At 29.2% G+C, this 17,441-nt stretch carries 17 protein-coding genes and 1 tRNA gene; 11 read left to right on the top strand and 7 right to left on the bottom strand.

Annotated features, from left to right (window positions below; all coding sequences use genetic code 11):
• Positions 1 to 3 precede the first annotated feature (3 nt).
• Together ACFSSB_RS11470 and ACFSSB_RS11465 are read left to right on the top strand one after the other, a co-directional pair.
• The gene (locus ACFSSB_RS11470; RefSeq protein ID WP_379904329.1) at positions 4 to 1,638 is read left to right on the top strand and encodes a S41 family peptidase; all 1,635 of its coding nucleotides are present in this window, start codon (positions 4 to 6) and stop codon (positions 1,636 to 1,638) included.
• 65 nt (positions 1,639 to 1,703) lie between these two features.
• Entirely contained in the window at positions 1,704 to 2,570 is an 867-nt protein-coding gene (locus ACFSSB_RS11465) for an OmpA family protein (protein WP_379904327.1), read from the top strand.
• Here ACFSSB_RS11465 and ACFSSB_RS11460 read toward each other — a convergent pair.
• From ACFSSB_RS11460 to ACFSSB_RS11445, 4 genes are all read right to left on the bottom strand, one after another.
• Positions 2,567 to 3,010 (bottom strand): GNAT family N-acetyltransferase, encoded by a 444-nt coding sequence (locus tag ACFSSB_RS11460; RefSeq protein WP_379904325.1) that lies wholly within the window; start codon positions 3,008 to 3,010, stop codon positions 2,567 to 2,569. The two genes, ACFSSB_RS11465 and ACFSSB_RS11460, sit on opposite strands and share 4 nt — an antisense overlap.
• A 67-nt stretch (positions 3,011 to 3,077) precedes the next feature.
• The gene (locus ACFSSB_RS11455) at positions 3,078 to 3,989 is read right to left on the bottom strand and encodes a cation diffusion facilitator family transporter (protein WP_379904323.1); all 912 of its coding nucleotides are present in this window, start codon (positions 3,987 to 3,989) and stop codon (positions 3,078 to 3,080) included.
• 1 nt (position 3,990) lies between these two features.
• A complete protein-coding gene (gene rpiB, locus ACFSSB_RS11450) occupies positions 3,991 to 4,425 on the bottom strand; it encodes a ribose 5-phosphate isomerase B (protein WP_379904321.1) in 435 nt (144 codons plus the stop codon).
• Positions 4,426 to 4,536: 111 nt separating this feature from the next.
• Positions 4,537 to 5,841, bottom strand: a complete 1,305-nt coding sequence (locus ACFSSB_RS11445; protein WP_379904319.1) for a T9SS type A sorting domain-containing protein — start codon at positions 5,839 to 5,841, stop codon at positions 4,537 to 4,539.
• Positions 5,842 to 6,583: 742 nt separating this feature from the next.
• Between ACFSSB_RS11445 and rnr the strand changes: the two genes are divergently transcribed.
• The 4 genes from rnr to ACFSSB_RS11425 all read left to right on the top strand — a co-directional run bounded on the left by rnr (position 6,584) and on the right by ACFSSB_RS11425 (position 10,640).
• On the top strand, positions 6,584 to 8,818 hold the full coding sequence (gene rnr, locus ACFSSB_RS11440; RefSeq protein ID WP_379904317.1) for a ribonuclease R: 2,235 nt from the start codon (positions 6,584 to 6,586) through the stop codon (positions 8,816 to 8,818).
• Between the two features lie 61 nt (positions 8,819 to 8,879).
• Positions 8,880 to 9,179, top strand: a complete 300-nt coding sequence (locus tag ACFSSB_RS11435) for a heavy metal-binding domain-containing protein (RefSeq protein WP_379904315.1) — start codon at positions 8,880 to 8,882, stop codon at positions 9,177 to 9,179.
• A 63-nt stretch (positions 9,180 to 9,242) separates the two neighbouring features.
• Positions 9,243 to 9,920 carry a head GIN domain-containing protein gene (locus tag ACFSSB_RS11430; protein ID WP_379904313.1) on the top strand — a complete coding sequence of 226 codons (678 nt, stop codon included), beginning with the start codon at positions 9,243 to 9,245 and terminating at the stop codon, positions 9,918 to 9,920.
• A gap of 39 nt (positions 9,921 to 9,959) precedes the next feature.
• Positions 9,960 to 10,640 (top strand): LysE family translocator, encoded by a 681-nt coding sequence (locus ACFSSB_RS11425; protein WP_379904311.1) that lies wholly within the window; start codon positions 9,960 to 9,962, stop codon positions 10,638 to 10,640.
• Between the two features lie 641 nt (positions 10,641 to 11,281).
• On the opposite strand, the gene ACFSSB_RS11420 is transcribed toward ACFSSB_RS11425, so the two are convergent.
• The 3 genes from ACFSSB_RS11420 to ACFSSB_RS11410 form a co-directional block, all read right to left on the bottom strand.
• Positions 11,282 to 11,352: transfer RNA gene (locus ACFSSB_RS11420), tRNA-Cys, on the bottom strand.
• A gap of 72 nt (positions 11,353 to 11,424) precedes the next feature.
• A complete protein-coding gene (gene folB, locus ACFSSB_RS11415; RefSeq protein ID WP_379904309.1) occupies positions 11,425 to 11,796 on the bottom strand; it encodes a dihydroneopterin aldolase in 372 nt (123 codons plus the stop codon).
• Positions 11,797 to 11,862: 66 nt separating this feature from the next.
• Complete coding sequence (locus tag ACFSSB_RS11410; protein ID WP_379904307.1) at positions 11,863 to 12,072, bottom strand: zinc ribbon domain-containing protein; 210 nt, start codon at positions 12,070 to 12,072, stop codon at positions 11,863 to 11,865.
• A gap of 127 nt (positions 12,073 to 12,199) precedes the next feature.
• On the opposite strand from ACFSSB_RS11410, the gene ACFSSB_RS11405 reads away from it, so the two are divergent.
• The 5 genes from ACFSSB_RS11405 (at position 12,200) to ACFSSB_RS11385 (ending at position 17,416) form a co-directional block, all read left to right on the top strand.
• Entirely contained in the window at positions 12,200 to 14,206 is a 2,007-nt protein-coding gene (locus ACFSSB_RS11405) for a glutamine--tRNA ligase/YqeY domain fusion protein (RefSeq protein ID WP_379904305.1), read from the top strand.
• Positions 14,207 to 14,293: 87 nt separating this feature from the next.
• Complete coding sequence (locus tag ACFSSB_RS11400) at positions 14,294 to 14,779, top strand: DUF1761 domain-containing protein (protein ID WP_379904303.1); 486 nt, start codon at positions 14,294 to 14,296, stop codon at positions 14,777 to 14,779.
• 70 nt (positions 14,780 to 14,849) lie between these two features.
• Positions 14,850 to 16,007 (top strand): GNAT family N-acetyltransferase, encoded by a 1,158-nt coding sequence (locus ACFSSB_RS11395; protein ID WP_379904301.1) that lies wholly within the window; start codon positions 14,850 to 14,852, stop codon positions 16,005 to 16,007.
• A gap of 84 nt (positions 16,008 to 16,091) precedes the next feature.
• Positions 16,092 to 16,991, top strand: coding sequence for a hypothetical protein (locus ACFSSB_RS11390; RefSeq protein WP_379904299.1), 900 nt, complete (start codon positions 16,092 to 16,094; stop codon positions 16,989 to 16,991).
• A 221-nt stretch (positions 16,992 to 17,212) separates the two neighbouring features.
• Positions 17,213 to 17,416: a hypothetical protein gene (locus ACFSSB_RS11385; protein WP_379904297.1), complete on the top strand. Its 204-nt coding sequence runs from the start codon at positions 17,213 to 17,215 to the stop codon at positions 17,414 to 17,416.
• Positions 17,417 to 17,441: the final 25 nt, after the last annotated feature.

Here is a 17,441-nt window from a genome sequence, read left to right as displayed (position 1 = left end):
CACATGAAAACTTTACTAAAAAAAAGAATACTTATTCCTGTTTTTGCAGCAACCATACTTTTTACAGGATCTGCATTTAAAAACGATTTTTTTGAAATTGCCAAACAGATTGAAATATTTACAACCTTGTTTAAAGAAATAAACATGAATTATGTAGATGAAACCAATCCTGGTGACTTAATGGATGCTGCCATTAAAAGCATGCTTACTAATTTAGATCCTTATACACGTTTTTATAACGAGCAAGATGTAGAAGCAGAACGTATAAAACGTACAGGTGATTATACAGGTATTGGTGCCAATGTAAGAACATTAAAAGACAAGTTAATTATTATAGAACCTTATAAAGGCTATCCTGCAGACAAGGCTGGTTTAAAAGCTGGAGACCAAATAATAAAAATTAACAACGTTTCTATTGCAGACTATAAAGAACAAGCAGGAGACTTACTAAAAGGTACTGCAAACACCACAGTATCTGTAACCTATTTACGCCAAGGAAAAGAAAATACAGCAACTATTAAGCGCTCTGAAATAGAAATTAATGCTGTACCTCATTTTTCTATGATAGATGCTAAAACAGGCTATATTGTATTAAGTAAGTTCAATAAAAAAACAACTAGCCAAACTGCTTACGCTTTAAAAGATTTAAAAACCCAAGGCGCAGAACGTATTATTTTAGATTTAAGAAACAATCCTGGAGGTTTACTAAGTGAAGCCATTGGTGTGGTAAACCTTTTTGTACCTAAAGGACAATTGGTAGTTACCACAAAATCTAAAGTAAAAAAATACAACAAAACGTATTACACTAAAAATGATCCTATAGATACACAAATACCTTTAGTGGTTTTAATAAACGGTTCTAGTGCTTCTGCAAGTGAAATTGTTTCGGGCTCTTTACAAGACCTAGATAGAGCAGTTATTGTTGGTTCTAGAAGTTTTGGTAAAGGTTTAGTACAAAGACCAAAAAGCCTAACGTATGGTACACAATTAAAAGTAACTATTTCTAGATATTACACACCTTCTGGTAGATGTATACAAGCTTTAGATTATTGGAATAGAGATGAAAAAGGAAATGCAGTACGTGTAAAACAAGAAAATTATCATGCTTTTAAAACTAAAAATGGTAGAAAAGTTTTTGATGGTGGAGGAGTTTTTCCTGATGAAGATTTAGCTATTACTAAAACCTCGCCAATTACAAAAGCAGTTAGTAATGAGTTTTTAATTTTTGATTTTGCAACAGACTATTATTACAAAAATACCATAGAAGATATTAATAGTTTTAAACTTACAGATGCTGATTTTTCAGACTTTAAAAACTATTTAAATTCTAATAATTTTAATTTTGAAACCAAGACTGAAAAAGCGCTTTCTGAAGTTTTAATGCAAGCAGAAAAAGAAGAATTAGATACTGCTATTAGTAAAGACTACAATACCTTATTAACCAATTTAAACAAATCTAAAAGCAAAGCTATAGATAAAAACAAAGACCAAATTCTTGGCTTATTAACAGATGAAATTGTAAAGCGCTATAGCTATAGAGAAGGTTTATATGAATATTATAAAACACATAATTTAGAAATTAAAAAAGCTACTGAAATTTTAGCAAATCCTTCTAAATATGCGAGTTATTTAAAATAAAAATAAAAACTTGTATATTTAAACCTCCTTTTTTTTGGAGCGTTTCTAGAAACTTTTATATAAAAATGAAAAAAACTGTTATTTACATCTTACTTTTTTTAGGTTCTTTTTGTGCTTTAGCTCAAGAAAAACTAACGCATGAAGTGTATTTTGAAACAGATGATTTTCATGTTTTATCTACCGAAGAAAATAGATTGTTATTATTTATTTCTGGATTAGATGGTATTGATATTGAAAAAATATCTATCTATGGTTTTTGTGATGATAGAGGAAGCCAAAATTACAATTTAGCCTTATCGCAAAAAAGAGCAAATGCTATAAAAACAGTGTTTTCTAATAATGAAATAGACGAATCTTTAATTAGTAATGTAGATGGTAAAGGAGAGGTTTTACTAAAAATTATTAAAGAAAATCAGATAGATAAAATTAGAGGTTTAAACCGTAAAGTAGAAATTATTGTAACCAAGCAACTACCAAAAAACAAAGTAGAAGAAAAGCCTAAAGACACCATACCTAGACCTAAAAACCTAAAGACTACGCAAGATATTGTTAATGGTAATGTACAAGAAGGAGATAAAATACGTTTAGATAATATTTATTTTAAAACGGGTTATCCTACACTAGCTAAAGGTTCTATTAACACGCTTAAGGAAATAGCTACTATATTAGTAGAACAGGATAATATTTACTTTTCTATTGAAGGCCATGTATGTTGCACACAAAACTCTAGAGATGCTGTAAATAGAAAAACAAACAAGCGAGATTTATCCTTAGCTCGAGCTAAATTTATATACGACTATTTGTTAAAAAAAGGCGTGAGTAAAAGACGTATGCGATATATTGGTATGCGCAGAAAATTTCCGCTTGGTGGTGATCCTAAATTTGACAGACGTGTAGAAATTTTAATAACACACGTTGCCGAAAAACGCTAGTTTTTTAACATACCTATATGTGGTATACCATCTTCAAGATATGCTTCACCTATTTCTTTAAATCCTAAAGTATTATAGAATTTTTTTAAATAGCATTGTGCTGAAATTTTAATAGTTTCTTCACCATAAAACTCTTTAATAGCTGCTATAGAAGCTTCCATAATAGTATAACCATATTTATGTTTTCTTTGGTTGGCTGCAACTATTACTCTACCAATACTTGCTTCATCAAAGTATAATCCTGGTTTAAAAATACGTGTATAAGCAATTATTTTTTCGTCTTTAATACCTATAACATGTAATGCTTTTTGATCTTTTCCGTCAATATCTTGATATACACAATCTTGTTCTACAACAAAAACTTCCGATCGTAATTGCAAAATACTATAAAGCTCTTGTGTGGTTAATTCATTAAAGGTTTTAGTTACTATTTTAAGCATAATTTTAAGTGGTAATTTAAAACTTGATTTTGTATTTATTTACAAGATTTGTTGTTTACAGAATAGATTAATCTTGCACAATTACTTCTTTAGGATCTTCTTTATTGTATTCTGGTTGTATGGTTACATGGTTTATATTAAAACGCTCTTGTAATATCTTTTCTATATCTAAAAGTAAAGTATTAAATGCTGTTGTTGTAATATCTTCCGTTAGGTCTAAATGTGCTTCTAAGTGTAGCTCATCATCACTTAAATTCCAGATATGAACATGGTGTATTTTTTTTACTTTTGGTAGTTTATTAACAACGCGAACCACTTCTTTAATATTAATATCATTTGGTGTAAAAAGCATTAACATTCTGGTAGATGTTTTTAATAAATCATATCCTACCCAAATTAAATACAATGCAATTAATAAGGTTAATAAACTATCTACCCAAAAGATCTGGTAGTATTTCATTAACAAACCACCTATTAATACAGCAACACTAGCCAACATATCTGTAAGCAAATGCAAATAGGCAGAGCGCATATTTATATTATTTTTAGAGTCGTTTTTAAGTAATAAAACACTAAATCCGTTACCAATAATAGCTATAATAGATAGCCAAATTACTAGTATAGAAGCTACTTCTTGCGGATTTTGAAAACGTTTTACAGCCTCTATAATTAATAAAATTGCAACAATAACTAAGGTAGAAGCATTAATAAATGCAGCAAGAATTTCGGCACGTTTATAACCAAAGGTTCTATTAATAGATGCTTTTTTCTTGGCTAATTTTGCTGCAACATAACTTACTACTAAAGTAATTACATCGCTAAAATTATGCAAGGCATCACTTAATAACGATAAACTTCCAGAAATTAAACCACCAATTACTTGCGCTGTAGTAATTAGTATATTTAAAAATATAGTAATTAACAGCTTTTTACCTTGTAAGTCTTTGTTATTATGTGTGTGGTTATGCACATGACTCATTTTAACAACTAACAGGTATTTTGTCTACTCTATTTTGATGACGTCCACCTTCAAAAGGAGTTTCTAGAAAAGTATCTACCAGTGCAATAGCTTGTTGTACAGCTGTGTAACGTGCAGGAATACAAATAATATTAGCATTATTATGTTGTCTGGTTAAAGCAGTAATTTCTTTAGTCCAACAAATACCAGCTCGTATTTTTTGATGTTTATTAGCAGTCATTGCAACACCATTTGCGCTACCACAAATTAAAATACCAAAATCTGCTTTGTTAGTTGCTACGTCTTCTGCTACTGGATGTACAAAATCTGGATAATCTACACTAGCATCACTATCTGTTCCGTAGTTTTTTACTGTAAATCCTTTAGCTTCTAAATGCTTGATTATAGCAAATTTATAATCGGTTCCTGCGTGATCGTTTCCTATAGAAATGTTCATTTTTTAAGTATTAAAGTTGGTTGTTTATAAGGCTATAAAGGTACTAAAATAAAAAAGCCTTGTATACTTTTTATATCAAGACTTTTTCAAATTAAAATGTTGGTATTGGCTTTATTTTTTAATTAACTTTTTAATGCTTTTTCCACGATTGGTGTTAATCATAGCAAAATAATATCCAGCTCCTAAATGGGATACATCTATAGTACTAGAGGTACTTGTCAACACTTTTTTTCCTTGCAGATTTATTATAGTAACATTTTCTAGTATTTGATTACTTTGTAAAGCAATATTTAGGTTATTAACAACCGGATTTGGGTATATACTAATGGTATTTAATTGATTTTCAATAGTACTTAAAGTTTGGCAATCATTACTAAAAATCGTTCCAGACCCCAAAGAAATATTGGTCCAATTTGCGGTAGAATACGCTTCATCATCTACACTAATACAATCTAAATCGACACTATACATACTAAAACTAGTAATATTAGTATTGTTTCCGTTTCGTAAATCTAAACTACCAACGGAGCAATCATTTAAAGTAACAGCAGTTAAATTGGTACTATTAGAAAGATCGAGATGGTTAACAGAAATACCTTCTAAATAGAAACTCTCTATATCTATTAAATTACTTGTGTCTAAATTTGTTAAAGTAATCCAACCCTCGGAAACAATAGTATTAACTTTAGTACAATTAGTTAAATTAATAGTATCTAAATTACTCATCCACCTAAAACTTAATCTTTCTAAATTGATACAATTAGTTACATTTAAATCTTCGAGAGCACTATTAAATACACCAAAATTTATTAATGCTGGATTATTACTTAAATCTAAACTACGAATACCAGTTTCACTAATATTAATACCACTTAAGGAAGTACAACCCGCAACATTTAGAGTCCTTAAATAAGATTCACTTGCACTAATAGATATTAAAGAAGTTAAACCAGAAAGATCTAAATCTTGTATAGTACATTTATACATGTTAATAGATTCTAAAGAAGTACACGTGCTTACATCTATAGTATCTAAAGAAGTTAGTTTAATATTAAGATTTTTTAATCCTGTACAGCCTGTAACATTTAAGGTTTGTAAACCAGTATTTATAGATACATCTAATTCTTCTAACGCAATTAAACCACTTACATCTAGATCTGTAATATCTGATGTTTTTAAATACGTTAATGCAGTAAAATCTTGAATTCCAGTAATATCAGATATCGTAGAGGGAACATCTAAGTTATTAACAACTGCTATATCACTAGTTAATACTTGTCCGTCAAGCGTTCCTTCGCTATCTATGGTTTGATCTATTAAAAATTGTTCAAAAGTAACATCAGGAATCGCTGTATATTGTGCATGTACTTGATACATAGCTACAATACATAATAAAAGTGTGAATATTTTTTTCATGAGTTAATAGTTTAAATTAGACATAATTTATTTTTCCGCTTTACCGCAAAAACTATTAACCGTTTAAAAATAAATAAGAGAGAGATACAAATATATAAAAATTTATTTAAATAACTGATATATTGATAGTTACATATTATTTGTTAATAAAGTGGAATATAAAACCAGTGTATTAATAACTTTCAAAAAACTAGTTATAACTTGTTAATATCTTCTTATTGTTTTTTAAAACTTTAATTAGGATTATTCAGTTTATTTTTAAAACAAAAAGTGAAACTTAACCACCAAAAAAGTTAGCACTTTTTTTCAGAGAAGTTTTCCAACTAAAAAATACAGATACCAACACAAAAAATTATAATACTTATTAAAAATTTTATGTGAATTAGAGTTATTAACAACTGTTAATAGCGAATTTAAAACCTTTATAAATGAAGCGTTTATAAAACTAATAACTTGTTAATAGAATGCTTTATTAAAAAAATCAAACTAAAATCTCTAAAAGTTATACCGTTATTAACAAGCAATAATAAACAGTATTATTTTTTTAAATTTTTAAAAGAAAAAGATGAATATATATATATATGTTTATAACTACTTTTTTTAAATTTAACTTTAAGTAAATATGCATTTAATATTAAATACGTAGCTTTGTAAAAACAAATAGCGAAAATTCTCCACTTAAAACGCTAGATAATAACAGAATTTCACATAACTTAGAAATTCAATTGATTACAATTAATAAATGACAAAAAAGAAACACAGGAAACCTTCACATAATAAGATTTCTAACCTTACAAATACTATTTTAAGTATTTTAAAAAAAGATAGAACCAAGTCTTTTAACTACAAACAAATAGCTGCTAAACTGGGAGTTAATGATGCTAGTAGCAGAAACCAAATAATTAAAAAATTAGCAAAACTTAAAGCCGATGGCGACATCGAAGAAGTAGAACGTGGTAAATTTAAAGCCATTGTAAATACAGAATACTATACAGGTAAACTAGATCTTACATCTAAAGGTTCTGGTTATGTTATAGTTGAAGGTTTTGAAGATGATATTTTTATTGCTTCTAATAACATCAATAAAGCATTACATGGTGATGAAGTAGAATTATATATTTATAACCGAAGAAAAAGAGGTAGACTAGAAGGTGAAATTACCAATATAATTAAACGTGCTAAAAGCGAGTATGTTGGTATTATTCAAATTCACGAAAAGAAAAACTTTGCATTTTTTGTAGCAGATTCTAACAAAATGTACAAAGATATTTTTATACCTATCAATAAAATTAACAAAGCGCAAGATGGTGATAAAGTGTTAGTATCTCTTGAAGATTGGCCAGAAAAGGCTGATTCTCCGTATGGTAGAGTTATACAAGTGCTTGGTAAACCAGGTGAACACAATACAGAAATTCACGCAATACTTGCAGATTATGGCTTGCCTTATGAGTTTCCAGCAGAAGTAGAAGCTTTTGCAAATAAAATAGATACTTCTATAACCAAAGAAGAAATTGCTAAACGTCGAGATATGCGAGACGTTTTAACCTTTACCATCGATCCTAAGGACGCAAAAGATTTTGATGATGCCTTATCCTTTCAAATTCTAGAAAATGGAAATTACGAGGTAGGAATCCATATTGCAGACGTTTCACACTACCTGCAAGAAGGAAGTATTTTAGATGATGAAGCTTATGAACGTGCTACTTCTGTATATTTAGTAGATAGAGTAGTACCTATGTTACCAGAAGTACTCTCTAACAAAGCATGTTCTTTAAGACCTCACGAAGAAAAATATACCTTTTCTGCCGTTTTTGAAATAAATGATAAAACCGAAATTTTAAACCAGTGGTTTGGTAGAACAGTAACCTATTCTGATGCTAGATTTGCTTATGAAGAAGCACAGGCTATTATTGAAAACAATGATGGAAAAACATTTAATAGCAAAGAAATTGCTTTGATAGATACTACCATTCCTGAAGCTGTTTCGCTAACAGGAAAAGAATACAAAACCAAGCCAGAAATAGCCTTTGCAACCTTAAAATTAGATCAATTAGCAAAAATTATGCGTAGCAAACGTATGCGTACAGGTGCTATTTCTTTTGATAAGGTTGAAGTAAAATTTAACTTAGATCAAAATGCAAATCCAATTGGTGTTTTCTTTAAAACTAGTAAAGATGCTAATAAGTTAATTGAAGAATTCATGCTTCTAGCAAATAAAAAAGTAGCAGAATTTGTAGGAAAACAAAAACCAGAAAAAACATTTATTTATAGAGTTCATGATGAACCAGACGAAAGTAAACTAGCGGCTTTACAAGGCGTAGTTTCTAAATTTGGTTACAAACTAAACTTTAAAGACAGAAAAACAGTTTCTTCTTCTTTAAACAATTTACTAAAAGATGTAAACGGAAAAAAAGAACAAAATTTAGTAGATACTTTGGCTATTAGAACCATGTCTAAAGCAGAATATACTACCAAAAATATTGGACATTATGGTTTGGCTTTTGATTATTACAGTCATTTTACATCGCCAATTCGTAGGTATCCAGATGTTATGGCACACAGGCTGTTACAACATTATTTAGATAAAGGAAAAACCGTTAGTCAAGAAGCCTATGAAGATAAATGTAAACATTCTTCAAACATGGAAGGTCTAGCTACTAAAGCCGAAAGAGATTCTATTAAATACATGCAAGTAAAATTCATGCAAGACCATCAAGACGAAGAATTTGTTGGTGTTATTTCCGGAGCAACAGATTGGGGAATTTACGTAGAAATTATCTCTAATAAATGCGAAGGAATGGTTAGAATGCGTGATATTACAGATGATCATTATGAGTTTGACGAAACCCAATATGCTATTATTGGACGTAAAAACAAAAAAATGTATCAGCTTGGTGACGAGGTAATTGTTAAAGTTAAAAATGCAGATTTAGTTAAAAAACACCTAGACTTTTTATTAGTAGGAAAAGCAAATTAATACACGATAACATCTTCCTTAAACTAAGCGAAGATGTTTTTTTTTTAAACAATTAAGAAAAATGATTTTAACCACAACAAACACTATTGAAGCACATAAAATTCATGATTACTTAGGTGTTGTTACTGGAGTTGCAGTAAATAGAAAACAAACAGGAATGACTTTTAGTATAAAAAAGTATTATGATGCTTTAGAAACTAATTTAGAAGAGGTAAAAGAATTAGCTTTTCAAAACCTAAGAAAAAACGCTATTGCTTTAAAAGCAAATGCTGTTGTAGGTATTTCTGTAGATGTAGAAACTATTGCAACTTCTGGTATAATTATGGTTTCAATAACAGGAACAGCTGTTAAAGTTGCCTAAAATACAAGGCCTAAAAACCTTATTTTTTTAACTTTGTACAACTGTTAATAACCTATATATTTTATGAAAAAGTTACTTTGTTTATTATTTCTTTGTACAGCAATTACAAGTTTTGCACAAGAATCTATAGAAATTCCTATAGGTGAGTTTAGCGAAATTAAGGTCTATGATTTAATAGAAGTGAGCCTTATTAAAGCCGACGAAAATAAAGTAGTTGTTTCTGGTAAAAACACAGAAGATCTTGTTATTGTTCATAAAAAAGATATTTTAAAAATTAGAATGTCGTTAACAGAATCTTTTAAAGGCGAAGATACCACAGTACAAGTATATTATACCTCTTTAGATGTTATTGATGCTAATGAAGGAACTTTTATTGGCTCTAATGATATTTTTGAACAATTTGATTTAACCATTAAAGCACAAGAAGGAGGAACCGTTACTTTACAGGTAAAAGATTTACATTATTTAGATATTAAGGCTATTTCTGGTGCAGATATTAACATTTCAGGTTCTGCTAAACAACAAACCATAGATATTAACACTGGAGGTGCTTATAATGCTAAAGATTTAATTGCAGAAAACAGTACAGTTACTATTAATGCAGGTGGTACAGCAGATATTCATAGCACTAAAAAAGTAGAAGCAACAGTAAGAGCAGGAGGTAAAGTTTACATTTATGGTAACCCAGAAACCATAGATAAAAACACTATTTTAGGAGGAAAAATTATTATTAAAGAATAATACTAGCATTTTTCTTAAATTTGTAAGAAAGTCTTTCTTATGCTAGATGCTATTTTAACAGCAATCCCTTTTGGTATTATCTTATCGTTCACCATAGGACCTGTTTTTTTTGTTTTACTTGAAACTAGTGCCACCAAAGGGTTTAAAAGTGCGCTAATTTTTGATTTGGGAGTAATTCTAGCAGATATCTTTTTTATAATTGTGGCTTTTTATAGTACTACTAAACTCTTAGAAAAGGTAAAAGACGATCCTAGTTTTCTTATTTTTGGAGGTGTTTTTTTAACAGCTTATGGTGTTATTTCTTTTATAAAAACATCTAAATCTTTTAGAGAAATTGTTAGAGAATATCATAGAGTAGAATTTAAAAAAGACTATGGTAAACTCTTTGTAAAAGGCTTTTTACTTAATTTTATTAACATTGGTGTTTTACTAGGTTGGCTAGGTTTTATAGTAATAGGAAACTCTTTAACAGAAAGCACTTATGAACTGCAAATATTTTTAGCAACCATTTTATTGGTTTACTTTTTAGTAGATTTATTAAAAATAGCAGCAGCAAAAACACTTAAAAATAAGCTTACACCAAGACGTATTTTTAAAACTAAAAAAATAGTAGCGCTAGTAATTTTAGGCTTTGGTGTTTTACTTTTAGTACAAGGATTCTTTCCAAAAGAAAAAGAATTAATAAAAGATAAATTAGAACAGATTAATCCGTTAAACTAATTTTTAAGCCAATACACAACGGTTTTTTAGGTTTTATTAGATAATTCCTTCTGAGATCTAGCAGCAAACTATTAGGACCACTGTTTTAGTATAATCTTATTTAAAATCTAACGTAAAACCACTACTTATCTACAAGTAATTCTTTTTGATGTGTAGCAGCAAACTACTAGAAATGCTGTTTTATACTTCTTTAATTTCTTAAAAATTTAACGTAAAACCACTACTTATCTACAAGTAATTCTTTTTGATGTGTAGCAGCAAACTACTAGAGCCACTGTTTTAGTCTAATCTTATTTAAAATCTAACGTAAAACCACTACTTATCTACAAGTAATTCTTTTTGATGTGTAGCAGCAAACTACTAGAAATGCTGTTTTATACTTCTTAAATTTCTTGAAAATTCAAACTAAAACCACTACTTATATAGAATCAACTCTTTTTGTGATGTAACAGCAAACTACTAGAGCCACTGTTTTAGTCTAATCTTATTTAAAATCTAACGTAAAACCACTACTTATCTATAAGTAACACTTTTTGAGGTGTAGCAGCAAACTACTCGAACCGCTGTATTTTATTACTTAAATTTTCCTAAAATTTAAACAAAAAAAAAAAAGAGCTACTTAATTTAAGTAACTCTTTTTGAGGTGTCGAGCGGATTCGAACCGCTGTAGATGGTGTTGCAGACCACTGCCTAGCCACTCGGCCACGACACCTTATATTTCTTTAAATAGAAACCTCATTATTTCTAACGAGAAGGCAAATATAAAAATAATTCCCTTTTTACGCTATTTAGAAACACTTTTTCTTTTTTCGGTAATTTCAATAGTTACCATTTCAACATCTCCACCAATAGGAGGATTTATTTTACTTACTGCTACTGTAGCTACTGTAATTAGCTTATCTTCATTAAAAACACGTGTTAAAATGCGTTTTGCAACGGTTTCTAATAACTGTGATGGCTTAGCCATTTCTTCTCTAATTACTCTATTTAAAAACACATAATCTACAGTGTCTTTTAAATTATCTGTACTAGCACTTTTTTGTAAATCGGCTTTAACTTTAATATCTACACGATAATCGCTTCCAATTTTAGTTTCTTCGGTTAAGCAACCATGATGTGCAAATACACGAATGTTTTCTACTTTAATTATTCCCATGCCACAAAAATAGTATAACCAAAGCCACAGATACCATAATTTTTAAATTAATTTTTCACTATTCAATTAGTTGGTAAATAAATCAAAAATATTACTAAGTGCGCTAGTTTTAGATTTATAAAACTCAGTATATGTGCAGTTATTGCAGGTTACAGAGGTGTATTTTTGTGATTGTACATCAAATATTTTAGACCACGTACCTCCAGTTGCTCGCATTTGTCCTGTAGTATAAGTATTGTTATTACATTTTGGGCATTCATAGTTTTTGTGTTCCATAGCTTATCTTATTTTATTTATAGGTCTTCATTTTTATAAAAAGTTACAAAATATATACCCTTAAGCTACTATATAGTTACTATAAATTTGTCTAGTTTTGTACTTCAGTTAAGAAAGTAATACAATTATGTCTGAAGAAAATAAATCGCTCCATTTTATAGAGCATATTATAGAAGAAGATTTACAAAACGGAATGCCAAAAGAAGATTTACGTTTTCGTTTTCCACCAGAACCAAATGGCTACCTGCATATAGGGCATACCAAAGCCATTGGTATTAGTTTTGGTTTAGGAGAAAGATACAATGCACCTGTAAATTTAAGATTTGATGATACCAATCCTGCAAAAGAAGAACAAGAATATGTAGATGCTATTAAGCGTGATATTTCTTGGTTAGGTTACCAGTGGGCAAATGAAGTATATTCTTCAGATTACTTTCAACAATTGTATGATTGGGCTGTTGCTCTAATAAAAGAAGGTAAAGCATATGTAGATTCGCAAAGTAGCGAAGCTATGGCAGAACAAAAAGGAACTCCTACTAAAGTAGGTACCAATAGTCCGTTTAGAGATAGAAGTGTAGATGAAAATTTAGACCTATTTCAACGTATGAAAGCAGGAGAGTTTAAAGCAGGAGAACATATTCTTCGTGCTAAAATTGATATGGAAGATCCTAATATGCTTATGCGTGATCCTATCATGTATCGTATTATGCATGCTCACCACCACAGAACAGGAAATGATTGGTGTATTTATCCTATGTACGACTGGACGCATGGTGAAAGTGATTATATAGAACAAGTTTCTCATTCTCTTTGTTCTTTAGAGTTTAAACCACATCGTAAATTATACGATTGGTTTAAAGAACAAGTATACCCTTTAAGTGCAGAACAATATCCTTTGTTACCAAAACAAAGAGAATTTGCACGTTTAAATTTAAGTTATACCATTATGAGTAAGCGTAAGCTACTTAAATTGGTAGAAGAAGGTATTGTTACAGGTTGGGACGACCCAAGAATGCCTACTATTTCAGGTTTACGAAGAAGAGGTTATACACCAAATTCTATCAGAAAATTTATAGAAAAAGTAGGAGTTGCAAAACGTGAAAATGTAATTGATGTTTCGCTTTTAGAATTCTGTATACGCGAAGATTTAAACAAAACAGCACCAAGAGTTATGGCTGTTTTAGATCCTTTAAAAGTGGTCATTACTAATTATCCAGAAGATAAAGAAGAATGGTTTGAAGCAGAAAACAATCCGGAAGATGCTTCAGCAGGAAGTCGTAAAGTACCTTTTTCTAGAGAAATTTATATTGAAAAAGAAGACTTTAAAGAAGAAGCTAGCAATAAGTTTTTCCGTTTAAAACTAGGAGGAGAGGTACGTTTAAAAAATGCCTATATCATTAAAGCAGAAAATGTTGTTAAAGACCTAAACGGAAACATTACAGAAGTACATTGTACTTATACTGAAGATACTACTAAAAAAGTAAAAGGAACCTTACATTGGGTTTCTGTTAAACATGCAGTACAAGCAGAAGTTAGAGAGTACGATAGATTGTTTATTGATGAAGCTCCAGATAGTCATGAAGACAAAGATTTTATGGAGTTTATTAATCCTAATTCTTTAAAAATAAAAACAGCTTTTGTAGAACCTAGTCTAAGCAAAACAACTGTAGGAGAGCAGTTTCAGTTTCAACGTTTGGGTTATTTTAATGTAGATAATGATGCTACAGAAAATAAATTAGTGTTTAATAAAACGGTAGGTTTACGTGATTCTTGGGCAAAGGCAAAACCAAAAGAAAACACAAAGCAAAACCAACAAAAAGCACAACAGCAAAGCCAAAGAAAACCAATTAGTGTAATTCAACAATTAGGAAAAAAATATACCAATCTTCCTGAAGAAAAACAGCAAAAAGTAAGAGCAGAAATATTAGAATTGGCTAAAAATGTTCCTTATGAAGAATTAGAACCTCTTTTTGCAACTGCTGTTAAAAAAGCAGGAACCAGAATTGCTGCTATGTTAACACTAAGTGTTTTATTAGAAAATGGTTTAGAAAAAAATGAAGCAATACATAACTTTATAGCAAAAGCTTTAGAAGATAAAAATGAATTATTAGTTGCAGAAGCAAGTAAGCTTTAAGCAGTTAGTACCTTTTTTTAAAAAGAACCTTGATTGAAAAATCAAGGTTTTTTTGTACATTTAAAAGAACCCTTTAAACTTTAAAATATGGAATTAGCAGTAACACCTTGGGCAATACCAGTAGCAGCAGTAGCAGCTTTAGTAGTTGGGTCAATTTGGTATAATCCAAAAGTATTTGGAAATGTTTGGATGCGAGAATCTGGTATGACAGAAGAAAAAATGAAAGGAAGCAACATGATAAAAATCTTTGGTTTATCTTTAGTTTTTGCTGCTTTATTAGCCATTTTATTAATGCAATTTACCAACCATCAATGGGGAGCAATGGGAATGGTAGGAGGAGATCCTACAGATGCATTACCATCCTTTGAAGCATTTATGGCAGACTACGGAAATGCTTTTAGAACCTATAAACATGGTGCATTACATGGTACTATTTTTGGTTTATTTGGCGCATTACCAATTATAGGAACCATTGCTTTATTTGAACGTAAAAGCGCAAAATATATCTTTATAAATGCTGGATATTGGGTAGTTACTCTTGCTATTATGGGAGCATTACTATGCGGATTATAAAAAAAACGTAATGATTTTATACATTTAAAGACTGAATTTAAAATTATTCAGTCTTTTTTATTTTTACTATTTGATACACTATAAGCTATTTCATACCATAAAAGACCTTCCAGATAACTGGAATACATTACCAACACAAGATATATTCTTAAAAACCTCCTTTTTACAAGCACTAGAACAATCATCACCAAGTAATATTAATTCGTATTATTTAGCTGTTTTTAAAAACCAGAAAATAGTAGGAATTGCTGTTTTACAACGCGTAAAATTATATACCGATGATATCTTTAGAAAAACATCTACCAATATTTTTAAAGTACTAGCAAAAAAAGGAATTTCTAAAATTGTAAAAGGAAATATGTTAGTGGTTGGTAATTTAATGCATACAGGACAACATGGTTTCTTTTTTTTAAAAGATGAAATTTCGCAAGAAATCTTTTTAAATCAAATACATGATGCTATTAAATACTTGTGTATTGCTATAAAAAAGAAGCACAATAAAAAGATAAGAATCATTGCTTTTAAAGATTATTTTGAAAGCGATACCATTCATAAAAGCGAAGAATATTTTAAAAAAGAAAATCTTTATAAAGTACAAGTACAACCTAATATGTTGTTTGCTATTCCGCAAGAATGGCATACTAAAGAAGATTATATTAGTGCATTTACTAAAAAATATAGAGATCGTTTTAAAAGAGCAAGAAAAAAGAGTAATCTGTTACAAGTACAAGAACTAGACTTAGAAGCTATAAATAAGCACGCTAATACACTTTTTAACTTATATGAGTGCGTATCAGACAATGCAGGTGTAAATACGTTTAAATTAGCTAATAATCATTTTTTTAGTTTAAAAAGCCATTTAAAAGAAGATTTCAAGGTTTTTGGTTACTTTTTAAATAATGAATTGGTTGGTTTTTATACCTTAATTGTAAACAATAACACACTAGAAACTTATTTTTTAGGATACCATCCAGAGCTTCAACACCAATACCAAATGTACTTAAACATGCTTTATAATATGGCTATTTTTGGTATAGAAAATAATTTTAAAAGCATTATTTTTGCAAGAACTGCTATGGAAATTAAAAGCTCTATAGGAGCCAAACCACAAACCATGCACATTTACTTAAAGCACACCAATAATTTTATAGCTAATACTGTTTTAAAACTAATAGTAAAGTACATGAACCCAATTAGAGAATGGCAAGAACGCCATCCTTTTAAGTAGTTATATCTAATTTTTTTGTTTTTAAAGTAGGGTAAAGCAGTATTTAATTGTCTTACTCTAAAATAAACACGTAAAAAATTAATTATGACAACATCTAAAAAGAAAGGAATAAAAACCATTTTATCTGTTTTTATTTTATTATTTGTAAGCTATGGTGGCTATTCTTTAATTAGCTCTAAAATCACTAATAATACAGAAATACTAAGTGATAAAAAGTTAATTTTAAATAAGTTAAAAGAAACTTCACTGGCTTATGATACTGCAATTAAAGAAAGTAAAGTAAAAGATGTTCATCTAGAAGAAGCCAAACTTAAAATAGATCATTTAATAGATTCTTTACAAACCAGTAATGCTACTGTTAAAGATTTACTGCTATTAAAAGAAAAACAACTAGAGCTTTCTAGTGAAATGAAAAACCTTATTAGAGATAATAAAGAACTTATTCAAGACAATAAAATATTGGTGCATTCTTTACAAAAACGCAAAACACAACTTTCTAATAGCGAAGCTATATCTACAGAACTTAAAAAGGAAAATGAAGCATTACAAGCAGAAAAAAATCTATTGCATAACAGTATAGAAGAAGCTAAATATTTAACCTTATTAGATTTAGAAATAGCAGGAATTAAAGAGCGTTCTTCAGGAAAAGAAATGACAACCAATAAAGCAAAACGAGTTAATAAACTTAAAATTTGTTATGCTATTGCTAAAAATACATTAGTGCAAGAAGGAGATAAAACCATGCAAGTTCAAATTTTAGATCCTAATAATGAATTAGTCACGCAAAATACTGGAGCTTTACAAATAGCCGAAAGTAATATTTTATATTCTTTTAATACCACATTTAGTTATAAAAATGAAAACTTAAATGTATGCGATTACTTTGTTTTTAATGCAGATACAACACTTGAAAAAGGAACCTACCAAATACATATTTACGACAATAAAAATGTAGTAACAAGTTCTACTATAGCATTAAAATAAACCTTTTTTGCCCAAAAAAGCAGTTTAGTAATTGGTCTAAGCTGCTTTTTTATTTTCTTTAAATTGGTTTTTTATACCAATTGCTATGCGTAGAAAACGAATAAACATAGAGTAAAATTTGCTTCTTTTTATACCATACTTTTAATTAATTTTAACGATTATGGTTTTTGTTTGTCCTTATAAATCAGTATATTAAAAGGAATAAACAAAATTTAAGAACCATGAAAAACAAGCAAAAAATATTAACTAAAATTTCTAATCTTTTATTAGATATAGAAAAAAACCACCATGAATTGTATGTACATTTAGATGAAAACCCGATGACAATTCCTATTTCAAATCAGCCTAATATAGACACTAAATCTCTAGAAGATTATTTTATTAGCCTGAAAGAAATTTTAAAAAAATATAAAAAGAATCAATAAAAAAACCTCAAAGCAATACTTTGAG

Source organism: Lacinutrix gracilariae (genome assembly GCF_042684485.1).
GTDB classification, from domain to species: Bacteria; Bacteroidota; Bacteroidia; order Flavobacteriales; family Flavobacteriaceae; genus Oceanihabitans; species Oceanihabitans gracilariae.
Note: the sequence above shows the minus strand (reverse complement) of the source record. Positions and strands in the feature narration are given on the sequence as shown.

Excerpts from the sequence above, each read along its gene's own strand:
- ACFSSB_RS11470 (WP_379904329.1), top strand. The coding sequence starts at position 4 with ATGAAAACTTTACTAAAAAAAAGAATACTTATTCCTGTTTTTGCAGCA.
- ACFSSB_RS11465 (WP_379904327.1), top strand. The coding sequence starts at position 1,704 with ATGAAAAAAACTGTTATTTACATCTTACTTTTTTTAGGTTCTTTTTGT.
- ACFSSB_RS11460 (WP_379904325.1), bottom strand. The coding sequence starts at position 3,010 with ATGCTTAAAATAGTAACTAAAACCTTTAATGAATTAACCACACAAGAG.
- ACFSSB_RS11455 (WP_379904323.1), bottom strand. The coding sequence starts at position 3,989 with ATGAGTCATGTGCATAACCACACACATAATAACAAAGACTTACAAGGT.
- rpiB (WP_379904321.1), bottom strand. The coding sequence starts at position 4,425 with ATGAACATTTCTATAGGAAACGATCACGCAGGAACCGATTATAAATTT.
- ACFSSB_RS11445 (WP_379904319.1), bottom strand. The coding sequence starts at position 5,841 with ATGAAAAAAATATTCACACTTTTATTATGTATTGTAGCTATGTATCAA.
- rnr (WP_379904317.1), top strand. The coding sequence starts at position 6,584 with ATGACAAAAAAGAAACACAGGAAACCTTCACATAATAAGATTTCTAAC.
- ACFSSB_RS11435 (WP_379904315.1), top strand. The coding sequence starts at position 8,880 with ATGATTTTAACCACAACAAACACTATTGAAGCACATAAAATTCATGAT.
- ACFSSB_RS11430 (WP_379904313.1), top strand. The coding sequence starts at position 9,243 with ATGAAAAAGTTACTTTGTTTATTATTTCTTTGTACAGCAATTACAAGT.
- ACFSSB_RS11425 (WP_379904311.1), top strand. The coding sequence starts at position 9,960 with ATGCTAGATGCTATTTTAACAGCAATCCCTTTTGGTATTATCTTATCG.
- folB (WP_379904309.1), bottom strand. The coding sequence starts at position 11,796 with ATGGGAATAATTAAAGTAGAAAACATTCGTGTATTTGCACATCATGGT.
- ACFSSB_RS11410 (WP_379904307.1), bottom strand. The coding sequence starts at position 12,072 with ATGGAACACAAAAACTATGAATGCCCAAAATGTAATAACAATACTTAT.
- ACFSSB_RS11405 (WP_379904305.1), top strand. The coding sequence starts at position 12,200 with ATGTCTGAAGAAAATAAATCGCTCCATTTTATAGAGCATATTATAGAA.
- ACFSSB_RS11400 (WP_379904303.1), top strand. The coding sequence starts at position 14,294 with ATGGAATTAGCAGTAACACCTTGGGCAATACCAGTAGCAGCAGTAGCA.
- ACFSSB_RS11390 (WP_379904299.1), top strand. The coding sequence starts at position 16,092 with ATGACAACATCTAAAAAGAAAGGAATAAAAACCATTTTATCTGTTTTT.
- ACFSSB_RS11385 (WP_379904297.1), top strand. The coding sequence starts at position 17,213 with ATGAAAAACAAGCAAAAAATATTAACTAAAATTTCTAATCTTTTATTA.